23 protein-coding genes and 1 tRNA gene are annotated in these 26,389 nt (G+C 60.4%); 15 read left to right on the top strand and 9 right to left on the bottom strand.

Translation table 11 applies throughout. From position 1 onward, the window contains the following. The first annotated feature begins 303 nt into the window (after positions 1 to 303). From R2855_12120 to R2855_12095, 6 genes are all read left to right on the top strand, one after another. Complete coding sequence (locus tag R2855_12120) at positions 304 to 1,635, top strand: extracellular solute-binding protein (GenBank protein ID MEZ4531753.1); 1,332 nt, start codon at positions 304 to 306, stop codon at positions 1,633 to 1,635. A 170-nt stretch (positions 1,636 to 1,805) separates the two neighbouring features. Continuing rightward, positions 1,806 to 2,639: a sugar ABC transporter permease gene (locus R2855_12115; GenBank protein MEZ4531752.1), complete on the top strand. Its 834-nt coding sequence runs from the start codon at positions 1,806 to 1,808 to the stop codon at positions 2,637 to 2,639. Positions 2,640 to 2,683: 44 nt separating this feature from the next. Next, the gene (locus R2855_12110; protein MEZ4531751.1) at positions 2,684 to 3,511 is read left to right on the top strand and encodes a carbohydrate ABC transporter permease; all 828 of its coding nucleotides are present in this window, start codon (positions 2,684 to 2,686) and stop codon (positions 3,509 to 3,511) included. 23 nt (positions 3,512 to 3,534) lie between these two features. Continuing rightward, a complete protein-coding gene (locus tag R2855_12105; protein MEZ4531750.1) occupies positions 3,535 to 4,881 on the top strand; it encodes a hypothetical protein in 1,347 nt (448 codons plus the stop codon). A gap of 133 nt (positions 4,882 to 5,014) precedes the next feature. Then, positions 5,015 to 5,782: an SDR family oxidoreductase gene (locus R2855_12100; GenBank protein ID MEZ4531749.1), complete on the top strand. Its 768-nt coding sequence runs from the start codon at positions 5,015 to 5,017 to the stop codon at positions 5,780 to 5,782. Between the two features lie 43 nt (positions 5,783 to 5,825). Next, a tRNA-Leu gene (locus tag R2855_12095) sits at positions 5,826 to 5,911 on the top strand. 27 nt (positions 5,912 to 5,938) lie between these two features. On the opposite strand, the gene R2855_12090 is transcribed toward R2855_12095, so the two are convergent. Then, positions 5,939 to 6,706 carry a class I SAM-dependent methyltransferase gene (locus tag R2855_12090; GenBank protein ID MEZ4531748.1) on the bottom strand — a complete coding sequence of 256 codons (768 nt, stop codon included), beginning with the start codon at positions 6,704 to 6,706 and terminating at the stop codon, positions 5,939 to 5,941. Positions 6,707 to 6,899: 193 nt separating this feature from the next. On the opposite strand from R2855_12090, the gene R2855_12085 reads away from it, so the two are divergent. Together R2855_12085 and R2855_12080 are read left to right on the top strand one after the other, a co-directional pair. Further along, a complete protein-coding gene (locus R2855_12085) occupies positions 6,900 to 7,301 on the top strand; it encodes a low affinity iron permease family protein (protein ID MEZ4531747.1) in 402 nt (133 codons plus the stop codon). Between the two features lie 1,057 nt (positions 7,302 to 8,358). Continuing rightward, positions 8,359 to 8,517: a hypothetical protein gene (locus R2855_12080; GenBank protein ID MEZ4531746.1), complete on the top strand. Its 159-nt coding sequence runs from the start codon at positions 8,359 to 8,361 to the stop codon at positions 8,515 to 8,517. 2,238 nt (positions 8,518 to 10,755) lie between these two features. On the opposite strand, the gene R2855_12075 is transcribed toward R2855_12080, so the two are convergent. Together R2855_12075 and mutS are read right to left on the bottom strand one after the other, a co-directional pair. After that, positions 10,756 to 11,409, bottom strand: a complete 654-nt coding sequence (locus tag R2855_12075; protein ID MEZ4531745.1) for a hypothetical protein — start codon at positions 11,407 to 11,409, stop codon at positions 10,756 to 10,758. 193 nt (positions 11,410 to 11,602) lie between these two features. Beyond that, on the bottom strand, positions 11,603 to 14,335 hold the full coding sequence (mutS, locus tag R2855_12070; GenBank protein ID MEZ4531744.1) for a DNA mismatch repair protein MutS: 2,733 nt from the start codon (positions 14,333 to 14,335) through the stop codon (positions 11,603 to 11,605). 120 nt (positions 14,336 to 14,455) lie between these two features. On the opposite strand from mutS, the gene R2855_12065 reads away from it, so the two are divergent. Continuing rightward, positions 14,456 to 14,737: a YciI family protein gene (locus R2855_12065; protein ID MEZ4531743.1), complete on the top strand. Its 282-nt coding sequence runs from the start codon at positions 14,456 to 14,458 to the stop codon at positions 14,735 to 14,737. An 80-nt stretch (positions 14,738 to 14,817) separates the two neighbouring features. Continuing rightward, positions 14,818 to 15,543 (top strand): metallophosphoesterase family protein, encoded by a 726-nt coding sequence (locus tag R2855_12060; GenBank protein ID MEZ4531742.1) that lies wholly within the window; start codon positions 14,818 to 14,820, stop codon positions 15,541 to 15,543. A gap of 7 nt (positions 15,544 to 15,550) precedes the next feature. On the opposite strand, the gene R2855_12055 is transcribed toward R2855_12060, so the two are convergent. Next, positions 15,551 to 15,892, bottom strand: coding sequence for a hypothetical protein (locus tag R2855_12055; protein ID MEZ4531741.1), 342 nt, complete (start codon positions 15,890 to 15,892; stop codon positions 15,551 to 15,553). Next, complete coding sequence (locus R2855_12050) at positions 15,889 to 16,398, bottom strand: MerR family transcriptional regulator (protein ID MEZ4531740.1); 510 nt, start codon at positions 16,396 to 16,398, stop codon at positions 15,889 to 15,891. Before R2855_12050 ends, R2855_12055 begins: the two co-directional genes overlap by 4 nt. Positions 16,399 to 16,471: 73 nt before the next feature. On the opposite strand from R2855_12050, the gene R2855_12045 reads away from it, so the two are divergent. Further along, positions 16,472 to 16,690 (top strand): hypothetical protein, encoded by a 219-nt coding sequence (locus R2855_12045; GenBank protein MEZ4531739.1) that lies wholly within the window; start codon positions 16,472 to 16,474, stop codon positions 16,688 to 16,690. A 123-nt stretch (positions 16,691 to 16,813) separates the two neighbouring features. Then, positions 16,814 to 17,977: a hypothetical protein gene (locus tag R2855_12040; protein MEZ4531738.1), complete on the top strand. Its 1,164-nt coding sequence runs from the start codon at positions 16,814 to 16,816 to the stop codon at positions 17,975 to 17,977. Between the two features lie 157 nt (positions 17,978 to 18,134). On the opposite strand, the gene pckA is transcribed toward R2855_12040, so the two are convergent. Beyond that, a complete protein-coding gene (gene pckA, locus R2855_12035) occupies positions 18,135 to 19,715 on the bottom strand; it encodes a phosphoenolpyruvate carboxykinase (ATP) (protein MEZ4531737.1) in 1,581 nt (526 codons plus the stop codon). Between the two features lie 196 nt (positions 19,716 to 19,911). Here pckA and R2855_12030 point away from each other — a divergent pair, with 196 nt between their 5' ends. Continuing rightward, the gene (locus R2855_12030; GenBank protein ID MEZ4531736.1) at positions 19,912 to 21,891 is read left to right on the top strand and encodes an alpha/beta hydrolase; all 1,980 of its coding nucleotides are present in this window, start codon (positions 19,912 to 19,914) and stop codon (positions 21,889 to 21,891) included. A 212-nt stretch (positions 21,892 to 22,103) separates the two neighbouring features. On the opposite strand, the gene R2855_12025 is transcribed toward R2855_12030, so the two are convergent. The 3 genes from R2855_12025 to R2855_12015 are packed head-to-tail and all read right to left on the bottom strand — an operon-like array spanning position 22,104 to position 24,714. Continuing rightward, entirely contained in the window at positions 22,104 to 22,604 is a 501-nt protein-coding gene (locus R2855_12025; protein ID MEZ4531735.1) for a hypothetical protein, read from the bottom strand. A gap of 10 nt (positions 22,605 to 22,614) precedes the next feature. Then, a complete protein-coding gene (locus R2855_12020; protein ID MEZ4531734.1) occupies positions 22,615 to 23,667 on the bottom strand; it encodes a DUF2891 domain-containing protein in 1,053 nt (350 codons plus the stop codon). 21 nt (positions 23,668 to 23,688) lie between these two features. Then, positions 23,689 to 24,714: a hypothetical protein gene (locus tag R2855_12015; protein ID MEZ4531733.1), complete on the bottom strand. Its 1,026-nt coding sequence runs from the start codon at positions 24,712 to 24,714 to the stop codon at positions 23,689 to 23,691. 513 nt (positions 24,715 to 25,227) lie between these two features. On the opposite strand from R2855_12015, the gene R2855_12010 reads away from it, so the two are divergent. Together R2855_12010 and R2855_12005 are read left to right on the top strand one after the other, a co-directional pair. Then, positions 25,228 to 25,578 (top strand): hypothetical protein, encoded by a 351-nt coding sequence (locus R2855_12010; GenBank protein ID MEZ4531732.1) that lies wholly within the window; start codon positions 25,228 to 25,230, stop codon positions 25,576 to 25,578. A 101-nt stretch (positions 25,579 to 25,679) separates the two neighbouring features. Further along, the gene (locus tag R2855_12005) at positions 25,680 to 26,237 is read left to right on the top strand and encodes a hypothetical protein (protein ID MEZ4531731.1); all 558 of its coding nucleotides are present in this window, start codon (positions 25,680 to 25,682) and stop codon (positions 26,235 to 26,237) included. Positions 26,238 to 26,389: the final 152 nt, after the last annotated feature.

The following is a 26,389-nucleotide window of genomic DNA, read 5'->3' as shown; positions in this document are numbered from 1 at the left end:
CTCGTTGAGTCGAATTGAGCATACGACGGTCCTGCAGTCTGAGGGGTTGGCTATGAACATCATGAAGATTTCGTGAATGCATGCATACAACTATTCGCTTGCCGCGCGCCCCTGGATTCATGTGACATGCCGGAATCGCGCGAGAAACCCCCACAATACGTGTTGACAATGCCTGGATTCGTACAATAGGATAGTTCCCATCTCAGTGAACCCAGTAGAGAACTCGAATCTTACCCGCAGAACATGTATGCATGCATACCGCAGGTCGCGGTGATGCACGTGCAATGGAGCAGGAGGTTTTCGATGCGACGAGCCCAGTTCACTCGACGGCAGGTCATTCAGGCGGGAGCGGCCACAGCCGGAGTCATGTTCTTTCCAGCGAAGGCAACGGTCGGCGCGCAGGATGACATCGAAATCGTTTTCTGGAACAGCACGCTGCCCGTGGAGGATTCCAGCGACAAAACGAAGGCACTGGAAGATTTCTACATTTACCAGGCGATCGATCGGTTCCAGGAAGCGAACCCGAACGTTTCGATCAAGATGGAGAATCTCCCGGGTGGGCCTGAGCTCTTCACCAAGTTCCGCACCGCGAGTGTCGCGAAAAACGGTCCCTGTGTGATGGGACTCTGGTCGGGGACCTATTTGCTCGCCCTCAAAGAGTTCATCGAACCTGTGGGCTCGTACTTCCCCGACGACGAACGGGCGCTCTTGACCGGGTGGGAGGCAGTCAACGAGTCATTCGATCCAAACGCTCCAGCCGATCAGCTCTATGGGGTTCCGTCCGGGTCGGACGGCGTAACCGCGATCTTCTACAACAGCGCGCTGCTCGAAGAGGCAGGAGTCGATCCCGCTACCCAATGGGTGACCAACATCGATGAGTTCTACGCCACCCTCGACAAGATCGCGGCCACCGGGATTACTCCGCTCGCGCTCGAACAGAACGCGATCATTTGGCAGATTCTTCTGTACTGGATCGGCCAGACGGTCGGTGGAGCAGTCGGGATCAATGAACTTGCCTCTGGTGTGCGGAACTTCAGCGATCCGGAGCTGGTCGACATCGTTACCAATTGGCAGCGCCTTGCCGACTACACGATTCCCGGTGCGGAAACAATGGATGGCGACGTGGCAACCCAGCTGTTTGCCGAGGAGCAGGCCGCGATGACCACCGGAGGCGCCTGGACGATCGACGATGGCCGGGCGTTCTTTGGTGAGGACTTCGGCATGATTGGCATGCCCGACTACAGCGCGGATGCGCCGATCACTGGCGGCGGTATCGGGGGCCCAGGAGCCGCGTTCCTGGTTTCGAACTACTGCGAGCACAAGAAGGAAGCGTACGACTTCGTGCGATTCCTGATGAGCCCGGAAGAGCTCGTCACGCGCGCTGGGGCAGGCGAAGGGCAACTCATCAATCTCAAGGACTTCGACGCGACGGAACTCTATGACGATCCGCTGATGGTCCAGCAGCAAGAATGGGCGCTTCGACCAAGCACGATCTTCTGGCCGGACAACATCCTTCCGGCCGAGCTCACGACCGAGATCAAAGCGCAGTCGCAGTTGGCCTGGACCGGCGAGATCGACGCGCAAACCTTCATGGAGCGCATCGACGCGAAGCGGGACGAGCTTCTGGAAGGCTAGGCCAGGGACAGATCGAGCGGGTGACCGTCGCCATGGCCACACCAATGCACGCACCAGCGGAGACTGCTGAGGCACGTCGTGCGGAAGACGTAAGCAATGCTTCCCTTGGGCCAACATATCTTGGCCCAAGGGGAGTTTTCAGACGTCGCGAAGCCCTCGCAGGCATTCTGATGGTGGCGCCAGCGATCCTGCTGGTTGCTGTGGTCATTTGGTATCCGGTTACCCAAACCGTTCGATACAGCTTTACCGACTGGAATGGGTCGACGGCGAACTGGGTCGGCCTCGAGAACTACACCGATGTACTCACAGGCCCCGGGTTCTGGGAGCCTTTGCGCAACAACCTGATTTTTCTCTTGTCGATACCCGGGATCCTGATCCTCTCGCTGGTTGTCGCTGTCCTCCTCTATGAGCAGATTGCCGGATGGAAGTTCTTTCGGTCCGTCTACTATCTGCCCACGATCCTTTCGGCGGCCGTGGTGGGCATGCTCATGCAGACCATGTTCAACTCACGCGGGGTCGTCAATGACCTGCTCGAGCGTGCTGGACTCGAGTCGCTCACACGAAACTGGCTCGGCACCGTCCCCACCGCCTTCGTTGTGCTGATTTTCGCCTTCTACTGGCAGACGCTTGGACAAGGAGTGCTCATTTTTCTTGCCGGTCTCAGCGCGATCCCTGCGGATGTCATCGAGGCATCGGAACTCGATGGGGCGTCCTGGGGACAGCGTCTGCGGCAGATCATCTTGCCGCTGCTGACCCCTACGGTGGCCTATTTCATGATCATCAACGCTATCTGGGCGTTCGTCGGGGTGTTTGCGCTCGTCTATACCGTGACCGAAGGGGGACCGGGTTATGGCACCACCCCGCTCGACTTGATGATCTATCGGCGTGCGTTCGAATTCGGGCAGATGGGGTATGCGTCGGCAATGTCGGTGCTGCTCTTCTGCGTCGTCTTCGTGATCGCATCGATTCAGGTCAAGGTCTTCGATCGCCTGGGAGAGAACTAGCGCATGGTCTTGCCAGCGACATGCATTTGGGGCGCCAGTCTGCTGTGAGATCGATCAACGTCGCGCGCGGCCTCGCATTCGTCGTCCTCGTGGTGTTCGCCGCGATGGCGCTCTTTCCTATCTTCTATATGGGAACATCGAGCTTCAAGACCACGGGCGAGTTCATACGCGATCCACTCGCCTTGCCTTCGGACTGGTCGTATTTCGACAACTACCGCGCGCTCTGGATTCGTTTCGATATCCCGCGCTTGTTCGTCAATACGGTCACCTACATTGTGTTGTCGCTTCTCTTGTCGTTGGCGGTCTCTGTACCGGCGTCCTTCGCCATCGCCAAGCTGAACTTTCCCTTGCGGTCGGTCATTCGGTTGCTGCTTATCGGAACGCTGATCATCCCGGTCATCACCTACATCGTTCCGAGCTACTCGATCATGGCCAGGCTTGGCCTGGTCGACAGCCTCAAGTCGGTAGTCCTGTTGTGGGCGGCGACGACGGTTCCCGCCAATGTCTTTCTCCTGAGCTCGCTGATGCGAGGAATTCCGGACGAAATTCTCGAGTCGGCTCGCCTCGATGGCGCCGGCTACTTCGAGCTCTTGCGGCGAATCGTGGTTCCACTCAGTATCCCGGGTTTGATCACGGTTTCGATTTTCAACGTCACGAATTGGTGGAACGACCTGCTGATACCCCTGATCTTCTTGCAGTCGGCCGCCGACATGACCGTGACGGTTGGCATGGCCACCACGGTTGGACGGCTTTCCACGGACTATCCGCTTCTCCTGGCAGGACTCTTCGTGGCCTCGTTGCCGCCAGTCATCACGTACATCCTCTTGCAGCGATTCATCCGGCAGGGTCTTGTCATTGGCGCAATCAAGTAAGTAGCACGACGTAAGGACAGCAAGTGGAAGCAAGAATCAGCATCATCGGCGCTGGGAGCGCGGTTTTTTCGCTCGGGCTCGTGCGTGATCTTTGCCTCACTCCGGCTTTGGGCGGGAGTGTGGTGAGCTTGATGGATATCGATCCTGATCGGCTCGACGCGATTCATCGGCTGTGTGTGCGCTATATCGAAGAAGCGGGCGCGGACATCCGGGCTGAGAAGACTGCCGATCGCCAGGAGTCGCTGCGGGACGCCGATTTCGTCGTCAACACCGCCTTGATCGGTGGGCATGAGCGAATGTACGCCGGCTGGCGTCAGGCCGAACGTCTGGGGTATCGCATCGGCGGTAGCTTGCATGTCATGCATGACGAACCGTTCTGGGTGAACTTCTACCAGATGCGGTTCTTCGAGGATGTCATCCAAGACATGCGAGAGCTCTGCCCATCAGCGTGGTATGTGCAGGTTGCGAATCCGGTCCTGGCTGGGATGACTTATCTTGGGCGGAAATACCCCGATGTGAAGATGGTTGGCGTCTGCCATGGGTTTGCTGCCGTCTATCAACTGGCCGAGCAATTGGGACTCAGCGCGGACGAGCTGACCTATGAGATTCCAGGGGTGAACCACAATGTCTGGCTGCGGTCGATCTTTCACCGGGGTCAAGATGTCTGGCCGCTGCTGGATCGCTGGATCGAGGAAGAGGCGGAGAATTTCTGGGCATCATGTCCGTATAGCGACGACCTCGGTCCGCAGGCGGTCGATCTTTACCGCCGCTTTGGCGTCTTCCCAATCGGGGATACGTGCACGCCAGGGGGAGGCTCCTGGCCGTGGTGGTATCACACCGATGCGGAGACCGAAGCCCGCTGGCGGGAAGATCCGGTTGGGTGGTGGAAACGATACGAGGATCACAGCCAGAACAAGATCCGTTCGATCGACCAAGCGGCAAACGATCCGTCCCGCCCGGTCATGGACGTGTTCCCTCCGGAAAAGTCCCGTGAGGTGATGGTTCCATTCATCGAGGCGGTCGCCACCGATCAGCCGCGCGTGTTGATTGGCAACATTCTGAACACGGGTCAACTCGTCCCGGGCATTCCCGACGATTTCGCAGTGGAAGTGCCGCTGCACGTCAGCAAGCGGGGTGTGCGCGGGATTCAGACCGGCGCGTTACCGCCGGCCGTGATTGCACAGATCACACGGGACCGGGTTGCACCGGTCGAGATCGAGCTGGCTGCCTACGAAGAAGGAAGCCGGGAGCGCCTGGTCGAGCTCGTCATGACCGATCCGTGGACCCGCTCACTCGATCAGGCGGAAGAACTCGTGAGCACCATTCTCGCGATGCCCGAGCACGCGGCTATGCAAGCGCACTATCAGTGAGGTTGGGGAGCGCAGGGAAAGGAGACGCTCGATCGATTGATCCAGGATGAAGGTGTTCTGACGTCGAGTTTCGTCGATGAGGCTCGCAACGATGAGAGGCAAGACCCGGCAAGCAATGGCTGGAAAGAGCGATATGAGGCTCAACGGGAAGACAGCAATCGTGACAGGCGCGGCGTCGGGCATTGGCGCGGGAGCGGCGCAACTCTTCGCTGAGCATGGCGCCCGGTTGGTCCTGGTCGACCAGAACGCGGACGGGTTGAACCGGGTGCGTGAATCGCTGCTCGGAGTTGCATCCCAGGACGTGATGGTATGCGCCGGGGATGTGTCTCAGGAATCGACCGCCGCGCGGGCGGCCTCGTTGGCGGCGAGCGATGGTCACCGGATCGATGTTCTCTTCAACAATGCGGGCATCATGGATACCGGTGACATGTTGGCGCTCGATGTGGACGTCTGGGATCGAACGCTCGATGTCAATGTGCGGGGCATGTACCTGATGGCGCGGGCCGTTCTCCCAGCGATGCTCGAACAGCAAGCGGGTTCGATCGTCAACACCAGTTCGGTCATGGCCTACCTGACCGAACCGAATCATGAGGCGTACACCACCAGTAAGGCTGCCGTCATCGGTCTCACCAAGTCGCTGGCGGTCACCAATGCACATCGGGGTATCCGATGCAACGCGATCTGCCCCGGGTGGGTCGATACCCCGATGAATCTCGCGCTCGCCGATCAAATCGGTGGCCAGGACCAACTGGATGCCATTGTTCGGCAACAACAACCGCTGGGCCGCATGGTCACGGTACGCGAGGTGGCGCATGCGGTGCTCTTCCTCGCATCCGATGATGCGAGCGGCATTACAGGCGCCGTCTTGCATGTCGACGGTGCGGCTGGTTCGGCGATTTGAGCTTCCGCTCTGGAGAGGAGCATCGCCTAAAATTTGTGGAATTGCCCGGGTGGCGAAATGGCAGACGCGCCAGCCTTAGGAGCTGGTGACCGCAAGGTCGTGGGGGTTCGAGTCCCTTCCCGGGCACCAATGAACAGGCGCCAAAGATGGCACGAATCAGTTCGGTCGATGGCCAAGCGCGATGAAGACCGTGGAGTGCGTTCGCAGCCGGCCGTCACGAGTGGCGGCGGCGATCGCCGAGCGCATGTCATCCGCCACCGCTGCCGTCAAGGCGGCCCGTTCCTGGTCGGAACGGCCTTGCATGGCAGGAACGCCCACGGATGTTCCCTCCACCATGAGATTCACGAACGTGGCGGGGTCGCCATAATCGAGCTCGATGGCAGCTTCCTCGATCGAAACGCCCACAAAGCCCGCGCCAATGAACAGGTCCCGCAGCGATTCCTCGCTAACCGTGCCGTAGGACGTGTGCATCGAAGCGCTGCCGGTGACGCGCTCGACCGCTTCGGCGTAGTCTTGCTGGATCCCCTGTTTTTCGAGCGCCGACCAGATGCCCACCGCCAATGTTCCTCCTGGAGCGAGAACCCGAAGGCACTCGCGTAGGGCGGCCGGTTGGTCTGGAAAGAACTGCAGCGCTTGCTGGATGGTCATGAGATCGAACGACCGATCCGGGAAGGGGAGCGACTCCACGTTGCCGACGTGCCACCTGATCGAGACGTCTTCCTCGGCGGCGGCTCGTCGACCAACCTCGATCATCGCCGGATTCATATCGATGGCATCGATTATTCCGGCGCCGCGTAGCCGCTGGGCGGCGACGCGTGCCACGATACCGGTGCCACAGGCGGCATCGAGCATCCGCACCCCGGGCGCCAGCGCGACCCGGTCGAGCAGTTCTTCGGCCCATGGACGAAACCGGAACCTGACCATGAATGCTTCGTAGCTTTCGGCAGGGGATTGGGAGGATGGCATTGGCGCTGCCTCGAAGATGCGCTTGTCGGATCATCCGATCGGAGATCTCGCACAACGAAACTGCTGACGGAGACAAACCCAGCATATCATCAGGATGGAACATGCCCTCGGCGTCGATCGATGCCGGGTCGAAGCTGCGAGGAGCCTTGCCATGGCGCAGTTTTTCGCTCGTTTTTCCAATCGGGTCGCTGGGCTTTCAGGTAGCTATGTGACCTTCATTTTGGCGGTTGGAATCATCGTGCTTTGGGCGGTGACAGGTCCGCTCTTTGATTTTTCCAACACCTGGCAACTGGCGATCAATACGGGAACGACCATCATCACCTTTCTGATGGTCTTTCTCATCCAGAACACCCAGAACCGTGACGGCACCGCCACGCAGATCAAGCTCGACGAGATCATCCGCGCGTTGTCTCAAGCGGACGACGATCTGATCGACGCTGAAAACGCGACCGAGAAGGAACTCGAACTGCTCAAGACCAAATATCACCTGCTGGCCGAGCAACATCGGCAATTGAAGACGCAATTGGACCAGATCTCGACGCAGGGCTATTGATTCAGCAGCCGTTCTCTCTTGAACTGAGATAACATTCGAACATTGCGTTCCTGACAACAGCCTCCCAGTTTGACAGGAGAATTCAATGAACGCGAACAGTACACAAGAGAGAATACGCAACTGAATTGCACCGTTTGGGGTGGGCAGCGCTCAGTCAGCTGCTGGTGGAGACGACGTTGGTGCGCAAAACGGATTGTGGTGACAGATCTCCACCCGCATGGCTCGTCCTGACGTGTGCCTCGCGGGGATCGAAGCCGAGTCGCCCCATAATTGCATCCGCCCTCAGTTGATGCCGGCGCTCGGGAACGGGCGCTGCATCGGACGAACAATGGTTGTATGCGGCGAAGGGCGGACCAGTGCGACCATTTTCGATCATCTCATTCGATGCCTTCCAGGCGATTCCCCAGTCCACCCACACGGAAGATTGGCACATCTCCGATGCGCCCGTTCGGGTCGAATCAATCCTTGAAGAAGCGGGCGTCGCGCATTGCTCGAATCGATCGAGCAACCGTCGATCGACGAGATGTTCGGTGCACCGGTCAAGTGGAACCAGGATCGGAAGGAATGCGTTTCAGTGGGCGGGTCGAGCCACTCAGTGGCACCGCTTCCTTGGAACGTTGCGCATCGATCTGCACAATGTGACAGTGTCCGCAAACCCCGATGGCTCGCTCAGGTACTACGTCGATTTTTCCGATTCTTCCAGCACCTGGAATCAAGCGAGGATTACCGATCTTTCCTTCCTTTACTGGGTCGATGGTCTGCTCCGGTCACTCGACGGTTCAATAGCGGAGCTCAGGCGTTCACGCAGTCCATATTTCGTGCGGCAAGTCTCGAGTCATGGCTTCGTGTCGGACTCGCGCCCGACCGTTTGTACCTCGGGGCAGGAATTCGAGCCGATGTGTTGTAATTCATGTAACTGGTATCTATACGTTTCCAGACTACCTGCACGGCGCCGCGTGGTGTGATTTCGAACGTCCGACAGCATAGGTGATAATCTGTTCAAAGGCGATTCGGAATGGGACATGAAGATCGTTACCAGCGCATAAGGACTACAGACATGGAGACCCGAACACAACGCCCGATTTGGACGATCGGCCATAGTTCGATGGGGATCGACGAATTCATCGACCTACTTCGGAAGAATCAAATCGATCTGATCGTGGATGTTCGCACCGCCTATAGCCGGTTTGCAACCCAGTTCAATAGCTGGATCTGATCCATGCCCTTGACCTCAGCGGCATTGTCTATCGGTACGAGGGGCGGACGCTTGGGTGGCCGCCCTGACGATCCAACATGCTATCGAGACGGGGTTGTCCCGGTGCACGCGGAACGTGCGGATTTTCTGAAACTTGTCGACTATGGGGCCGTCAAGCAAAAGAGATTGGTTCCAACAGGCGCTCGATGAGGTCATTGCCTCCAGCACCAGTCACAACGTCGCATTGATGTGCAGCGAGGAAGACCCCTATGAATGTCATCGGCATCGGCTGATCGCTTCTGCATTGAACGATCGTAAAATCGAGGTGATACATATCCGTCGAAGGGAGCGGCCGAAACCAGCGGTCTTTTCCCAGGGTACAGCGCTTGAGCAGGTGCCACTTTTCTGATGATCGTTTGCACGATTGGTTTCACCAAGAAGAGCGCCCAGCGGTTTTTCGAGTTGCTGGACCAGAACGGGGTTCGCCAGACTTATCGATACGCGTCTCAATCCGCATGGTCAGCTGTCAGGGTTTTGAAGCAGGCCGATCTTATCTATTTTCTCGATCGACTCTCTGGTATCGAGGAGGTATCTTCATCTCCCCGAGCTCGCGCCGACAGAAGAAATACTTCATTCCTATCCCGCGCCAAGAGCTGGAGCACATATGTGAACCAGTTTGAGGCGTTGATGGACACTCGGCAGGTACCCAATGTGCTCGATCGGACGCTATTCGAAGACGATCCCGTCTGTTTGCTCTGTAGCGAGGCGACACCAGAGCGATGTCATCGCCGGCTCATCGCCGAACGTCTCGCACGCGTGTGGAGCGATGTCGAGGTTCGGCACCTGGTTTGAGCGGGACGCCGCGACCTTACGCGACTGAAGGCGCTGGCCAGCGCTCGACGTCCCAGCCTGAAGCTCCAAGATCATTCAAGAGCGGGTCATCGGTAGTATCTGGCAGGACGACGAGCAACTCACGCATTGCACGTGTCATGGCGACGAAGAGCAGGCGACGGTTGAGTTGCTCGCGCTCCAGTCGTTCTTCAGCATCCGCGGAATCGAGTTCCTTTAGTGTGCCTGATTCGTCGATCCAATCCGGCAAGCACCACAACTGGAAATTCGAGTCCTTGCAGAATGCAGTGTCATTATCTTCATACTTGGTGACTGCAGGTCGATATTTTCACCGCGCACGAATGTCGCCGGGTATCCGCGATCTTTCAACTGCCTCTCCAGACTCCGGCCAAAATCGTTAAAGGAACCAGAATGGCGACGCTGCCATAGCCAAGACGATTGCGTCGGCGTGCGGTGTCGATATAGTCAACCATGGCAGCTACCGCGCTCAGCGGATTCGATACGCCTTTTAGCACAGGTTTGGGGCCAGTGTGAACGTAGTCGAGAGCCGTCGATTCTTCGTCATCCAGCTCGCTGCCTTTGCGTGAAGTTGCCCCCACACCTATCTCGTACGTGGAACGATAGTTTCGGCGAAATGACTGAGGTGCGGCCCTGAAATCTGAGATCCGGAGCCGGACAGCGTTCCATTGGAATCCGCTTCCGTAGATAGACTGATTGGGGTCGGCGGTAATGAACACTCGATCACTTGACTTACAGAGCGATCAGCAGTCGAATTGCGTTGGGATCGAGGTCCTGTGCTTCGTCCAGGATCAGTGCATCGTAAGGTGCCGGACCCTTTTCCTCGTTTGACGAGTTCGAGTGCTACAGCGCGTGATTGCTCCCATGTTCTCATGTGCTTGTTGCGTAGGAGTTCGGTACGTATCTCATGCAGTCGCCAGATCGTGGATCGCTGGTCTGCTGTGAGGCGTACACGGCGGCCTCCACGCGGTTCGACAAGATAGTCTTCTTCTGTTTGGACCCCGCGGCTGACAATGACCCTGTCGATCTCGTCCGAAAGGTAGTCTGTCGAGAGGCGTCCGATTTCGTCGCGCCGGGCGGACCCATGGTGATCCTTTCCGAGACGATCTAGCGCCTTCCTGAGAAACGCTCGCCGTTGTCCATCATCGATGATGGGCCATTTCGCATTGTTCGCGTTGAGGATCTCGATATGGAGAGCATCCAGATGCCGAACGTCGATGCACGATGCATTTGTTGTTGCGAGTCGGTTGACCAACTGACGAGACGATTCCGCCAATGACTTGGTATACGTTGTGTAGAGAATGCGAGGTTGGGAGACACCGGCCTTGAGCAGTTGCTCGATCAGCTTAGCAGCACGGGTGGACACCAACGATGCCTCTGCCTGTGCCAGGACTACCTGAGGAGAACTGGGCCATTTCCAGAGATTGCCCAGTTCACATATTTCTGCTGCTCGGGATCCAATTGGAGCAACATCCCGATTTGATCAAAGTCATCACTATAGAGAAGATCGGCGACAGAGTCGACGAGATACTTCGGAGCTGGGTCAGCAGGGAATCGAGATCTGACTCGGTGATCGCAGATGTGATCCGGATCTAGGACATCCCCGGGCACTTGAGAGTCAAGCAACTGATCAACGGTTTTGCATGCACAAAGTATGCTCCAGTATCCTGATGGGACTCTGAGAGCTTCAAGCAAAGATTCGTCGAGTTCGCGCGGGAGTAACTCTTTCTCTTGGTTCAGGTGACTTGTGCCAATCTGGTGCGAGAAACTGACAGGTGATTCGAACGCCGAGGCGACTCCTTCGTCCTCGTCGTCATCGAATGCGGCCAATTCCTCGAGTGACACTCCACCGCGAATAGGTGTTGCCTGGGGCTTTCCGAGTCGATCGGTTTTCCGATAGACATCCTTTCTTGGACCAACCCCGAGAATATCGACTGCATCGTCGACCATCGAATAGTAGATGCGATAGTTCCCGGCGCGGAGACGATAGAGGTTATTCTTGAGTTTTTTCTCTATGGTGTCCGTCGGGTCGCGGGTCGTAAGCAAGGATGTGGGCCTTCTCGGAGAACGAGTTTCTGCGAATCGGGTGGAAGTGCATTTAGTTGAGCGCGGAAATTCTCTTGTGTGTGTAAGTTGGTAGAACAACAGCATGCGGAGCAACTCTCAGCAACGTCAGTCTGGTCGCACGAATTGCTTCGGTTGCGACAGCATACTGTATCCGTAGAAGCGATGAAGGCACTTACCGACCTGGCTCTGCTCCTTTGGACTTCGCCATCTTCTGCAGTTCATACAACCGCGTCAACGCCTCGATGGGAGTGAGGGATTCGACATCGAGCGACTTGAGTTCGATGAGCGCGGGATTCTCCTCGCCGAACATGGTGAGTTGCACGGTCGTCGTGGGATCGGGGGCCGAACGGCGGACGGCTGACCGCCGATGCTCACGTTCGGAATAGCCTGCGGCATGAGTCTCCAGCTCCAGCAGCACCTCGGTCGCGCGGCGGACGATGGCTTTCGGGATGCCGGCCAATTCGGCGACATGGATGCCGTAGCTCCGATCGGCCGCGCCCGGCACCACTTGCCGCAGAAAGACCACTCGGTCGCCTTCCTCCAGAACGTCCATCCGGTAGGTGCGCACCCGCGGCAGGATATCGGCGAGCTCGGTCAATTCGTGATAGTGGGTGGCGAAGAGCGTCTTGCACCCGAGCCTAGGAGCGTTGTGGATGTACTCGACAACCGCTCGCGCAATGGCCAACCCGTCGTAGGTGCTCGTCCCTCGGCCGATCTCGTCCAACACCACCAGGCTGCGTGGGGTGGCATGGTTGAGGATGTTGGCAGTCTCCAGCATTTCGATCATGAAGGTGCTTTGGCCAGAGGCGATATCGTCCTGCGCGCCGATACGCGTGAAAATCCGGTCGACCAGCCCAATCTCGGCGCGTCTCGCCGGGACGAAACTGCCGATCTGCGCCATCAGGACGATCAGCGCCACTTGCCGCAGCCACGAGCTCTTGCCGGCCATGTTGGGCCCGGTCAGGATGATGATTTGATCGGCTTCCGCATCGAGCAGCGCGTCGTTGGGCACAAATTCCCCCGGACCCAGCAGCGCTTCGATGGTCGGATGCCGGCCCCGCTCGATCGTGATGCGGGAACCCTCGTTCAGCGACGGTCGAACATAGTCCCGATCGATCGCCACCTCCGCCATCGTACTGAGCACATCGAGCTGGCCGATGATGCGGGCCGCGTCCAGCAGGCGTCCGCTTGCGCCCGCCACTTCGGAGATCACGCGCCGGTAGGCATCGGCTTCGATGCTCGCCAGCGTTTCTTCTGCCGTGAGGACGACGGTTTCGTATTCCTTTAACTGGGGAGTGAAGTATCTGGTTGCATTCGCCAGGGATTGCTTCGGGATGTAGTCGGCTGGCAACGCCGGACCGTCCTGTCCCGTGGCCGCCCGGTCGCGTTCGGCGGTGGCCAATGCTGCTGTGGTGATCTCCAGATAGTAGCCAAAGACCTTGTTGTACCCGGTCTTGAGGGTACGGATGCCGGTTCGTTCGCGCTCGGTGCGTTCCAGCCCAGCAATCCATTCGCGCGCCTCGCGCGCGCGAACGCGGTGGCCGTCCAGCTCCGGCGAGAACCCGGGCCGGATCGATTCACCGCGACCGAGCACCGCCGGTGGTTCGTCGGTGATGGCGCGGTCGAGCATGGCTGCCACATCGCTCACATCTGGCAGCGCGGCCACGCCGGGCGTCTGGCCGGCGATCGCGTTCAGGTCTGGAATCAGCAGCAGCGATGCGCGCAATGTCGCCAGTTCCCGTGGGCCGATGTTGCCGGCGAGTGCCCGGTTGACCAAGCGTTCGATATCGCCCATCGACCGCAACGTCTGTCGGAGCTCGCCTCTCGCCAGTCCGTCGGTGGTGAATCGCTCGACTCCGTCCAGCCGCGCTTCGATGGCGGTCAGGTCGAGCAATGGCTGACTCAGCCAGCGCCGCAGCATGCGCGCGCCCATGGCCGTGCGCGTCTGGTCCAGCACCGCGAGCAGACTGTGCCGCCGCTCACCTCGTCCGCTCTCGGTCAGTTCGAGATTGCGTCGCGTTTGGTCGTCCAGGGGCATGAAGCCGTCGACCCGATAGGTCGCCAGAGTCTGAATTTGCGCGAGTTGCGATCGTTGTGTGTCACTCAGGTAGCGCAGCAAGCCACCCGCTGCTCGGGTGGCGAGTGGCAACCCGCTCAGGCCGAACCCGTCCAACGAACCGACATCGAAATGCCGGGTCAGGGTTTCCTCAGCGCGGTCGATCTTCCAATGCCAGTCATCGGTCGGGCTGAGCGTGAGACCGTCTGGCAGCCACACCTGGCCGGGGATCGGGCAATCGTCGACGAAGCGGTCGGGATGGACGAGCTCGACTACGCCAATTCGCGCGAGCTCACGACCAACAGCCAGCAGAATGTCCTCAGCGGAATCCGCGGTCAGTTCGGTCGCCAGAAACTCCCCGGTGGTGATGTCGGCAGCCGCAACTCCTGCCCGGTTGCCGTCGACGACCGTCGCGGCGATGAAGTTGTTCTGGCGGGCGTCCAGCATCGACGCTTCGGTCACGGTGCCAGGCGTGACGACCCGGGTGACGTCTCGTTCGACCAATCCCCTGGAGGTGCTCGCATCGCCGATCTGCTCGCAGACGGCTACTTTGTGCCCAGCCGCGATGAGCTTCCCGATGTACCCCTCGGCCGCATGAAATGGGATGCCGGCCATCGGCACGCGTTGGCCCTTGCCCATCTCCCGGCTGGTGAGCACGATGTCGAGCACCCCCGCCGCGATGACCGCGTCGTTTTCGAACGTCTCGTAGAAGTCTCCCAGGCGGAAGAAGAGGATGACGTTTGGGTAACGCTGCTTGATGTCCAGATATTGCCGCCGCAGCGGCACCACTCGCTCGCCAACGGAGCTTTCCCCGGTGGTGCTGCGGACGGTCGGTTTTGGTTCAGACATGCAGCGGTCGGCCTCGATCGATGGCAACGGTCGTATGCGCGCGGGCGCGGACGGGCTCCGCTGCAAGATACACTACCAATCCAGAATCTGGCGTCGTTCCGCCAAGGGAGGGAGACCGCAATGGCGATTTATGCGCTGTATGTTCGATTCACCGATGACACCGAGCGGCGGCTGGCGACCCGGCCGGTGCACCGAGAGTACTTGAAGTCGCTCTATGATGCCGGCAAGCTGTTGGAATCCGGTCCGTTCACCGATGATTCCGGCGCGCTCATCATCTATGAGAGCGAGAGCAGGGAAGCGGCCGAGGCCCAGTTCGCGCAGGACCCGTACAACCTGACCGGCGGTATCGTGGAGTCGGTCACGTTCCACGAATGGAACCGCGTTTTTCCGCCGCCGGCGTAGCGGTCGTTCCAGGTTGGAATCGAAGGCGGGCAGGACGGTCTCGTCCGGTCCGCCTTTGTGTTGCTCACGGGTAGCGGTTCATGCGCGTTGCGATCATGTCCGACATTCACGGGTTCGATCTGGCATTCCAGGCGGTGCTGGAGGATATCGACCGGAATGGCCCGTTCGACCTGATTGCGGTGGCCGGCGATCTCTGTGTTATTGGGCCACGGCCCGATGCGGTGGTGCGGATTGCACGGGAGCGGAATCTGGTCGTCGTCAAGGGCAATACCGACGTGGCTCTGGTGCAAGGGGCACGTTTTGGCAGCGACGATCCGGAGGTTCGCTATGCGGCGCCGCTCCTGGGTGACGAGGGGCTGTCCTGGCTGAATGCGCTCCCGTTCGAGGTTCGTGTTTCACCACCTGGGAGCACGGGTCCGCACGACGATCTGCTGATCGTGCATGCCAACCCTCAGAATCTTACCGATGCGCTCGATCCCCTCTTGCCGGATGTCGAATTGCTTCGCCTGATCGGTTGGACTGAAGCGTCCATGATCGCCTTTGGCCACATTCACATCTGCTACATCCGGCAGGTCGGCCGGTTTCTGTTGATGGATGTGTCCGCTGTGGGCAATTCGAAGAATCACGACCTCAGCAGCAAATGGGGAATCGCCACCTGGGACGAAACCGATCGACGCTGGACGGCCGAGCTTCAGTCCGTTCCCTATCCTCTGGAAGAAACCCGGGCCGAGATCCTCGCGTGCGGCGTGCCCTCGGCCAAGCGCGTCATCCGCAAGCTCGAACAAGCGGCCTACCGGGGGCGATAGACGCGTCTCAACGCAACGCTCCCGACTCGGCCGGCGGCGCGGCGATTGGCTCGATGCGCCAGAGCACCTCGTTTCCGCCTGCCAGGATGATTTCCGCGAGGAAGTCGGAGAGCTCTTCGGCAGTCACGTAGTAGCTGTTCTCGTGGGGGGCATGCACGAGCGGCGTGTCCAGCCGGGTCACCACGCAATACCAGGGAGGGCGCAGTTTTCGTGCTTCCGCATCTGGCTCGGCATGGCGGTAGAAGTATCTGCGACCGCGCGCCACGCTGGTCCAATCGACCGCTGCCCACCCGCTGCCGTCCTCGTTGTCTGGAATCCAGAGCTCATCCTGAGACTTCTCGACCGTCATCCCCGGCGCCCTTCCAGCCGCTCGATCACCGGCCGGCTGAGTCCGACGATCAGCTCGACCGCTTCGTCCATAGCCGGGTCGGTGCGGGTGCGTTGCCGCACGTGCAGTTCGATATCGGGATGCAACTCGATACGGCGCCAGAATTCCTGTACTGGTTCAGTTTGCACGTTGAGGATCGCAGCGATGTCGTCGTCGCTCAGACCGTTGAGCCGCTCGCGAATCTCACTCAATCCAAGCCGGTTGTCTTTCAGCGATGCGATCAGCCGAAGCCGCAGCAGGTGCCCCAGATCGTAGGTTGCCGTTGGCCCACGACCATATGCAGGGGGAAGCAGTCCTTCGGAGATGTAGTAGCGAATCGTGCGGGCACTGATCTTTGTTTCTCGCTCCAGATCGCCGAGCGAGTAGCGTGGCGCGGGTGGCGCGGTAGGCAACGGGATGGGACGTCCGGGCGGCGGGGGCACACCGCGTCGCCGATCGTCGGATTCCCATTGCTGGTCGTTGCTCACCGGCATACTCCATCCATCGGCGCAATTGTGCCGCATGCCGGGGCTGGATTGGGTTGGTACCATTGCGGCATGAGTGTCGATCACCTCCAGCGGCCCTAACATGGACGCGCAATCGGTTCTCTGGTTCGGCATCAGCGGCGGCGCGCTTGTTTTCGCCTTGTCGCTCTTGCGCCAGCGCTATATCACCAAGACCCCGCGCGCGATGCAGTCGCGCGGGTCGTTCACCATGTTCGCCATACTCATGCTCATCTTTGCCTTTGGCGCGTTCATGGCAGGTCTCGTTTCGCTCTAGCTTCGGGCGGAACTTCCACTTTTGGCGCATTCGCCCTGTCCGTACAGCGTGCTATGCTGCGCGACGAGAACGTGTGCGAATCGAACGTTGGAAGAGTGTTGGCGCAGGCGAAGCGAGGGGCGCGTGACCGAGCATACGCAGGATCTGGTTGTCTTTGGCATCGTGCTGGCGCTGCGGCTCTTCGTCCCGCTGGCGATTCCGCGGTTCCCGCTGCCGGCCATCCTGGCGGCGATGATCATCGACGCCGCCGATCAGACCATCTTCCAGAACTACACCAACCTCAATCTCGACTGGTATCAGGGCTATGACAAGGCGCTCGATATCTACTACCTGGCGATTGCCTATATCGCCACCATGCGCAACTGGACCAATTTGCATGCATTCGGGGTTGGGCGGTTCCTTTGGTACTACCGTCTGGTCGGGGTGGTGCTGTTCGAGACGTTCCATATCCGGGCGTTGCTCTTCATCTTCCCCAACACCTTCGAATACTTCTTCGATTTCATCGAAGGCGTGCGCACCCGATGGAATCCACGACGGCTTTCCAAGCGGCACGTCATCTACGCCGCGGCGTTCATCTGGATCTTTATCAAGCTCCCGCAGGAGTACTGGATCCACATTGCCCAAATGGACGTGACCGACTTCATTCGGGAGGACATCTTCGGGGTGTCGGTGGATACCTCCTGGGGGACGATCATTTCCGACAACATCCCGTTCTTCATCGGGCTCATCGCGGTGCTGATCGGACTGGTTTTCCTGCTGCGCTGGATCTTCATGCACAAGTTGCCCAAGCCCGACTGGGGATGGACCTTCGATGCCGATGCGCATCTGAACACCGATCCGGCCTACCGGGTGCAGTCGAGCAATATCGGTTATCAGGAAAACCAGGTCGAGAAGTTCTTCAACAACGGTCTGATCGAGAAGATCGTGCTGCTCGGTCTGATTCTTGGCATCTTTGCCAGTGTCCTGCCGGGAATCGAGATTTCAAATGGTCGGTTGGCGATTGGCGTGGTGATCGTGGTGATTCTCAATACGCTCATCACTGAATGGCTTGGCCGGCAGGGAATGTCGTTCGACACCGCGATGAAGGAGTTTCTCGGCGTGGCGCTGGCGAACGTCGCGATCGTGCTGGTCTACGACTTCGTCCTGCGGCGAAGCGACGGTCATCTCCATGTGGGAACGACGATCTTCTTCCTCTTCCTGGTGTCCATCATCATCGCGCTCTACGATCGCTATCGTCCGATCTACTTGCGGCGCGTGGCCGCGGAGCAAGGCATCGCAGTGTCCTGATGCTCGTCGCGGGCAACGTGAACTTCCACGTTTCGAACGACGCGATCAGCTAATATTCGTAGCATGGTGAGATCGCGAAGCCCGGTTCGCTTGCGGACCGGGCCTTGACATGCCGCGACCGTTTCGAGCCCCCGGTAGAGGCGATCTCGGAAAGAGGCTATCGATTCCGTGCGGGTCCTGCCATGGCGACTGCCTCGCTGACGTAGGGCAGGAACTGGGCGAAGTTCGCGGCAAACATGCCTGCCAACTTCTCGGCAGTAGCATCGTATGCGGCGGAATCGATCCAACTGTCACGCGGGCGGAGCAGGCCGTCTGGCACACCCGGGCAATGCACCGGCACCGACAGGCCGATCGCTTCGCCAGTCACCCACTCAGCTGATTGTAGCGATCCGTCCAGAATTGCTGTGATGATGGAACGGGTTGCCTCGATCGGCATGCGTTGGCCAACGCCGTATGGTCCGCCGGTCCAACCGGTGTTGACCAGCCACGCTTGCGCGCCGCTCGAATCGAGCCGCTCTGCCAGCAACGTGGCGTAGTCGGCTGGCCGCCGAGGCAGGAATGGCGCGCCGAACCCAGCGCTGAAGGTGGCAACTGGCTCGTCGATGCCAATCTCGGTGCCGGCGATCTTCGACGTGTAGCCGGAGAGGAAGTAGTAGAGGGCCTGGTCGGTCGTGAGTCTGGCGACCGGTGGGAGGACGCCAAACGCATCGGCCGTCAACATGATCACATTCGATGGCTCCCCGGCCACTCCGGTTGTGGACGCATTGGGGATCGAGGAGAGCGGATAGGCCGCGCGCGTGTTCTGGGTGTACCGATCGTCGTCGAAGTCGATCACACGCGTATCGGGGTCGAGCACTACATTTTCCAGGATGGTGCCGAACATGTGCGTGGTCGCGTAAATCTCCGGCTCGGCTTCGGCGCTGAGGGAGATTACCTTGGCGTAGCATCCACCCTCGAAGTTGAACACTCCGCTGTCGCTCCAGCCATGTTCGTCGTCGCCGATCAGAATGCGATTTGGATCGGCCGAGAGCGTGGTCTTGCCCGTGCCGGAGAGTCCGAAGAAGAGAGCGACATCCCCGTCTGCTCCGGCATTGCAGGAGCAATGCATCGGGAGGACGCCACGTTCGGGCAGGAGAAAGTTCATGACGGAGAAGATCGATTTCTTGATCTCCCCGGCATACTGCGTGCCGCCGATCAGGATCGTCCCGGCGGAGATATCGACCACAATGAATGTGCTCGTGCGCAGTCCAAACTCCGCTGGATCCGGCTCGAAATCGGGCGCGTGCAAGACGGTGAACGCCGGTTCCTGCTGCGCGCGCTCGGCACTGGACGGACGGACGAACATTGTCTCCGCGAAGAGCGCATGCCATGCGGACGGGGTGACGATGCGGATCGGTAGACGATGCAGAGGGTCGGCTCCCGCATCGAGATCCTGCACGAAGCAGTTCCGTTCGCCGAGATAGGCGATCACGGCGTCCCGCAATCGGTCGGCGTCGCCTTGCTCGATCGGCTGATTGATCTCGTTCCAGTCGACGGTTTGTGATGTTGCGGGTTGATCGACGATGAATCGATCTTTGGGAGACCGGCCGGTATGCGTGCCTGTCGAGACCACCAGCGACCCGCCCTGCGCCAATTGGGCGTCGCCAGCCGCGAGGGCAAGCTCATAGAGGCGCGGCACCGGAGCGTTGCGGCATGCTCCGCGAACAAGCGCGTCGATGGACTGCAGGACGATGGTCATCGAGTTCTGCCTCCGTTTGCGCTCGCCCGATCGATCTGATCTGGCGGCATCCCAAACCTTGCTTTCCTGGAACGGCGTTCGGAATGTGACCTGACGCCGCTATACCCTAGAATTCCTTGCGCGGTGGGCGGCACGCTTCCCATCTCCATGGTAGCAGGATTAAGATTCACAAACCCTTATATAAGGAAGCAGGGACATGACAAATCCATTTACAGAGCGAATCCTCGAGCTGGTGATGGCGTTCATCATGGGCGTCAGCACGCTGCTTGGCGCCGTAACCCAGAGCGCCATTGCTCCCAATCTTCAGGGAAACACAACGCAGACCGCAGCCCGCACGGTCATCGATTGTGGGCAACTGATGCTCTTCGACATGCAACTGGTCACACCGGAACTCGGCGATGTCGAATGCGGAACCTTGCAGGTGCCGGAAAACTGGTCCCAGCCAGAGGGTCGGCAGATCAGCATTACCTACGTGATTCTCAAGAGCACCAGCCCGACGCCCAAGGAAGACCCGATTTTGTATCTGGAGGGCGGTCCCGGTGGCAGTGCGCTGAGCGGGCTGGATGCATATGCCAATGAGATCTTCGATGAGATGCGCCAGGATCGGGACATCATTCTCTTCGATCAGCGCGGCACGCAGTTCTCGTCTCCGTTGGTTTGCAGCTTCTTTACCGTCGAAGAGCTGTTCGACGATTCCCTCTTCAGCGGGGGTGGCACGACCGAGTCGGATCTTTCTCCAGAGTTCGACGAGGCGCAACTGATGCAGGATGCGCGCCTCTCGGTTGGCGCCGATACGCGTCGCTGCGTGCACGAGCTGACGGCCAGTGGCGTCGACCTTCGGCAATACAACAGCGTCGCCAGCGCAAATGATGCCGTGGCCTTGATGGATGCGTTGGGCTATCCGACCTACAACCTGTTCGGCATCTCCTACGGAACGCGGCTTGCGTTGGTGCTGATGCGTGACCATGCGGACGCCGGTATCCGTTCGGTGGTGCTCGATTCGTCGTTCCCGCCGGAGATTCCCGGGTTCGAGCGGTTCGTGACCGAAGCGCATGAAGTGGTGATGCAGCTCTTCGCGGATTGCAAGGTCGACCCGGTGTGCGACAACGCCTATCCGAACCTGAAGGAGCGTTTCAAGACGCTGCTGCGGTCCGCCGAAGTGGCGTCCATCCAGGGGAACGACGGCACTACCGTGACCTCGCTCGATCTGGTGAATGTGGTCACGGGCATCAGTTCGTATACCGAGTCGGCTGCCTACATTCCGCTGATGATTGCCGAACTCGAACAGGGAATTACAACGACGTACAACGCCATCGTGTCCGGTTCGATCGTGGGTCCGCAATCCGAATCGGCCGATTCGGAGGTGGCCGCCGAAGAGAGTGATGAGGCTCCCATGGCCGAGGTCGCTCCGGCGTTGCCAGCGGCGGTCGATATCGATGCCAACGCCCAGGCAGAGGCGTTCATCGCCAGCATCCAGTCGCGTGCGAGCCAACTTTCGCCCAGTGACAGCGACACGGTGCTCACCCTGCTCACCTGGTTGGACAAGGTGCCGCGCACCCGCGAGAGCTTGCAGACGTTCATCGAGAAGGGATTCGCCAGCGAAACGCAAACCGCGAATCGCGAGGCGTTGCTGGCCGAGCTTGCTGCAATGAGCGACGCAGCGGTTGCGCGCGTCTTCACGATCATGGCCGGGACGGTCGACCTGATCGATATCTACACCATTGGGCTGAATGAGCCGATGTTCAATTCGGTCGAATGCAACGAAGAGGCGCCCTTCGAAGATTTCAGCAACGTGATCGCCAATGCCGAATCGCTGGAGATCCCCGAGCTCGCGTTTGGCGCCATCAGCTTCATGGCCGAGCAGTTTGCGACATGTGAATTCTGGCCATCTGGACGGGCCAACGATATCGAGTCGGAGCCGGTCGTGAGCGACATCCCGACACTCATCATGGCCGGGAACTACGACTTTCAGACGCCCGTCTCCTGGAACCGATCGGCGTTCGTGAATCTGTCCAGCAGCTTCTATGTGCAGTTCCCGGCGAGCGGGCATGGGGTCATTGCCCAGTCGCAGTGCGCAAAGGATGTGGCGCGGGCGTTCATCGACACTCCGTTCAAGCAGCCGGACTCAGGCTGTACCGGAGATCTCTGGCCGATCTGGGCGATGCCTGTGAGCTAGTCTTCTCCACCCGCAAAACGGGGCGCCCTCGGCTTTGAAAGAGCCGAGGGCGTTTCTCTTTCTTGGCCGATTCCTGGTGAATCCTGCGCAGCAAAGCCCGATTGCGGCGGCGAGCGCCACTGCCTGATCGGCTCACGTTGCTATCGGTGAGGAGACGCGTGCTATTGACGCGGAACTGCAGCGAGGCAAGGCCACCCGAGGCGCGAGTCTGCCTATCGGTCTACTTCGATCAACAAGACCCAGGCGTCCATGAACGCCAGTAGGAACCCGACAACCATCGCGGGCACGAGCGCGAACGCTCCGCGCTCGTGATCGAGGGTGAGCAGCACTCCCGCCACCATCAGCAATATTGCGGTGGCCAGACAGAGCGCCAGCCGCAATTGGAACGAATGCGGGGGTGGAGGAAATGGGTTGTCTGGCGCAAACAGGATCTTGTGTTGGCGCCAGAGAACGTGGCCAATGGTGGCGCTGAACACGATCGCAGTTGCCAGCACCTCGATTCCATAGACCCAAAGCACTTGCTCGGGAATCAGCATGAAGCTGGCGGTGACGAACAGGGTGAACAAGACGATCAGCGGTTCGGCCGATCGTCCGACCAAACCCGGACCCTTGATGATCTTGTCGAGATTGATCGAAACGCTGACCAATACCAGTCCGGCGAATGCCGCCGCGGCTCCAGCCTGCGCCACGAAGTAGTTGTCCCAACCGTCCATCGGGTTGTCGCTAGCTGAAGTCGTCGAGGGTCAACAGCAGCACCGCGTAGACGGCCAGCCAGTGTTGCACGGCGTAATCGCTGCCGGTCACGAAGGGCAGCGATGCCGCGGCATGCCGTTGGGCAGCATCGATCATGGCGGGGCGGCGCGGATCGTCCGGCGGAAGGGTCTCAGCGAGGGTCATCCAGCCCCAGGCGCGGCTCACATTCAGTCCGTGCAAATGGGCAATTTGGCCATCGGTGGGATCGGAAACCGACGCTGGTGTGAGAATGGCCGTTGGGTTTTCCGGCAGGGTGGGAAGGAAGGCATCGAACCAGGGGAAGAAGTCTGACCGATCGAGCACATGACTCATGAGCACTGCCTCGGTCAGAGCCGGGGAGAGGAAGTCGGCGCCCGAGGGTTCGTAGTGGGCGGGGTAGTCGACGTCACGCAGGAAGAAGCGGAAGGCGGACATCTCGATTTGGTCGAGGAGGGTTGAGTCGCCCTCGCGTGCGCGCAAGAGCGCCCAGGGGCGAGCGAGGATCAAGGCGAAAGCAGTATTTGGATGCATGCCAACCCGCTGCGGGTAGGTGAGATTCGGAAGCCAGGCGACGAATTTGGCCTCCAGGGTTTCGGCGAGCGGGCGCAGCAGTTCTGCCCAGCGGGTTGCGGAGCTGGATTCGAGCCGCTGCGCTTCGGCGGCGAGGGCGAGGTACCACCCCCAGCCATATGGCCGCTCGAAGGAGCCGAGGGCGGGATCGAGAAAGAAGGCGCGTTCCCGCTCCATGCCTACCGGGGTGATCAGCGTATCGAGCTGGTGGGCGGCGTGGGCCGCCAGTTTGGCTTCGGGCACGAGCCGGAGGAGCCGCATGATGACCCAGTGCATTTCCACGCAGGAATGCCAATCGAAGCTGCCGAAGAAGACGGGGTGGGCTTCCCGATGCGTGGGATAGGCGCCGGGTCCGGTGGCGATGTACCAGGGGTAGATGGGATATTCGCGCACGATGTTTTCGAGCGCGACGTCGAGATAGGGGTCGGCGAGCTGGTTCAGGGCGCGCCGGCGGGATTCAGGATCGAGTTGCACGCGAGTTGCTCCGGCTGATGGTCACGCGAGACAGGTGGTCAAGGCGTTGAAGCTCCATTCTGCCACGAGTCCGTTGATCAGGCCGGCGGCGGGCCCGACGACGGTGAAGAGGTTGTTGGATCCGACCGGGCCCCAGGTGAGGACGGGCATGTAGCCGGTGGCTTCGGAGTATTCCTCGTAGTAGGTGATGAGGTAGTCGGAGGCGGGGGCGAGATCGGCGACGAAGGCGCGGGGCGCGGCCGAGCCTGGGGGGCCTTCCCAGGTGAGCTGGGAGGCGTCGATTTTGCGGGCGACGGTTTCGGGGGTTTCGCCGTTGGCGAGGACGAGGGCGTTGATGACGAGATCGGGGAAGCCGCTGCCGCCGGCGGGCATGTAGCTGATGAATTCTGGGCGGGCGCCGGACTCGGAGGCGTTGCTGCTGAGGGAATCGAAGCCGATGGAGGCGGGGGCGGCGGTGGTTCCGGCGGCGATGAAGCAGGCGGGGGCGACGGCGGTGATGGATGCGATGGCTTCGGCGAAGAGCTGCGCGGGGGGGACGCCGGTGCGATCGGGGATGGGGAGGGGATCGAGGGCCTGGCCGGCTTCGAGGGTGATTTGCTGGATGAACTCTGGGCTGCGGCCGAAGAACCAGCGCCAGGAGCCATCGGCGGCGGGGACGAGGCGGACGATTTCATCGACGGTGGCGCCGTTTGCGAAGGTTTGGGTGTAGGCGATTTCGGCGGTTTGGGGGTAGGTGCGGCCGGTGACGGGCCAGGTCCAGGAGACGAGGGCGGCGCCGGTGATTTGGGCGGGGTTTGGGCCGTTTGGGGCGAAGTAGGTTTGGTACCAGTAGGCGACGGTGGCGCGATCGACGGTGAGCTGGGAATCGGGATGGAGCTGGTCGTAGAGGGCGTTCCAGGCGGATTGGGATTCGAGGACGGAGAGTTGCTGGGCGACGCTGCTGGCGGCGGCGAGATCGATGGTTTGGGCGCGGGTTTGGCTTGGCGCGGCGGCTGCGACGAGGAGGGATGCGACGAGTATGGAGAGGAGGGCCAGACGGACGCGCACGATGGGTTCCTTTCGCGAGGGGGCGTGTATGAATGGTAGGCGATTGCTGTGCGATGTCAAGCGTTGGCGGGGCGGCGAGCGGGCGGCAGGCGGCGGATGGGCGCGCGATTGGCGAGGGTTTTGCGCGAAGTGGGCACCTGCGAACGGCTTGCGTCAGAAATTGGGGACCACTCTCCTCGGGCCGGGAGGACGAGACGGGTATGGCTTCGCCCTGGACGGATGCAGAGCATCTTGATTTTCTCGATGAGCGATCACCGTTTTTTGGATCGGTCCGCGCATGGAGCCTTGGGTGACGGCGGGGAGCCGGGCGGGTAGCACTGGGGCACTGCCCAGGCATGCATCTGTCCGCCGATATTGCCGCTTGTGTGCTAGAATAGAACATGCGTTCTGTTTTGTCAAGGGTGACGGAGCGGAAGGGTGCGGCAGATTTTGGTAATCGCGACCATCTCGCAGCGGAGCGGAACGTGATGACCTAAGATGGACGCCCCCGCGTCGTCTCCCCGGGAGGTCCCGATGGCTGTGTCCCCCGATCCTGACCAGCTGGCCGAGCGCGCCCGGCAGATTGCCGAGGCACTGCAGGCGTTCCGTGCCGATTCCCCGGATGCTACCTTCACCGAGCTGGAAGACGCGGTTGACACCGCGTTGTCAGAGCTGCGGCGCGACCTGCTTGCCGCGCAGGTGGCTGCGCACCCATTGCGGGATTCCAGGGGCGGCCCGCCCCCACAGTGTCCCGACTGTGGGGCGGCGCTCCTGAGCCATTGGGCAGGCGCAGCGCACGGTGGTGACCCAAGGCACGACGGGTCTGACGATCACACGAACGGGGACGCTGCTCGGCCTGTGGGCGCGAGCTTTTCCCCTGGATGAGGCGTTGGGACTGCTGCCGGGCAAATGGAGTCCCCGGATTCAGCGGGTGGTGGTGCGGTTGGGGAGTATGGTGCCGTTTGGGCAGGTCCCCGATCCTGCAGATGGTCGGACGCGTCTCCGTCTCGCGCGCCAGTGTGCAACGGTTGACCGAAACCGCCGGCGACGCCCTCGTGCACGCGGAGCAGGCTGCGGCCGAGCGCATCACCCGTGACCTGCCACCGGACCCGGTCGGTGCCCGCTGCCAACAGGTCAGTGTCGATGGCGCGATGGTACCGATCGTGGGTGGCGAGTGGCGCGAGGTCAAGACCATGGTCATTGGGGATCTGACCAATGGTGATGGTCATGCCCGGCAGCTGTCGTATGTTGCGCGCATTGCCCCGCTCGAGGCGTTTGTGCAGGTGACCACGGCAGAACTGCATCGCCGGGGCACCTTTGCCGCCGAGACGGTGGTGGCCGTGGTCGATGGAGCGGCCTGGTGCCAGCAGGTCTACGATTACCATCTGCCCCATGCAGTGCGCATCTTGGACTATCCCCATGCCGTGGAACATCTGACCCGGGCGGCCCAGGCGTGTTTGGTCCAGGTTGTGGCGGCGGACGATTGGCTGCGCAGTGCACCGAACTGCGGGAGGGGTCGGCGGCAGTGGTCTACCAGGCCGTGAGTCAATTGCCGGTCACCACGCGTTGATCCCACCAGGCGTATCGGGTGATGCGGCAGGTGGAGTATCTGCGCACCCGATTGGCGCACCTGGCCTGGCCGACCGCCTCTTGCGCAGGGTATCCCATTGGTAGCGGTATTGTCGGCGCAGGTCGT

The sequence above is a fragment of the Thermomicrobiales bacterium genome, from assembly GCA_041390825.1.
In the GTDB taxonomy this organism is placed as follows: Bacteria; Chloroflexota; Chloroflexia; order Thermomicrobiales; family UBA6265; genus JAMLHN01.
The sequence above is the reverse complement of the archived record's forward strand: the minus strand, read 5'-3'. Positions and strand labels throughout refer to the sequence as shown.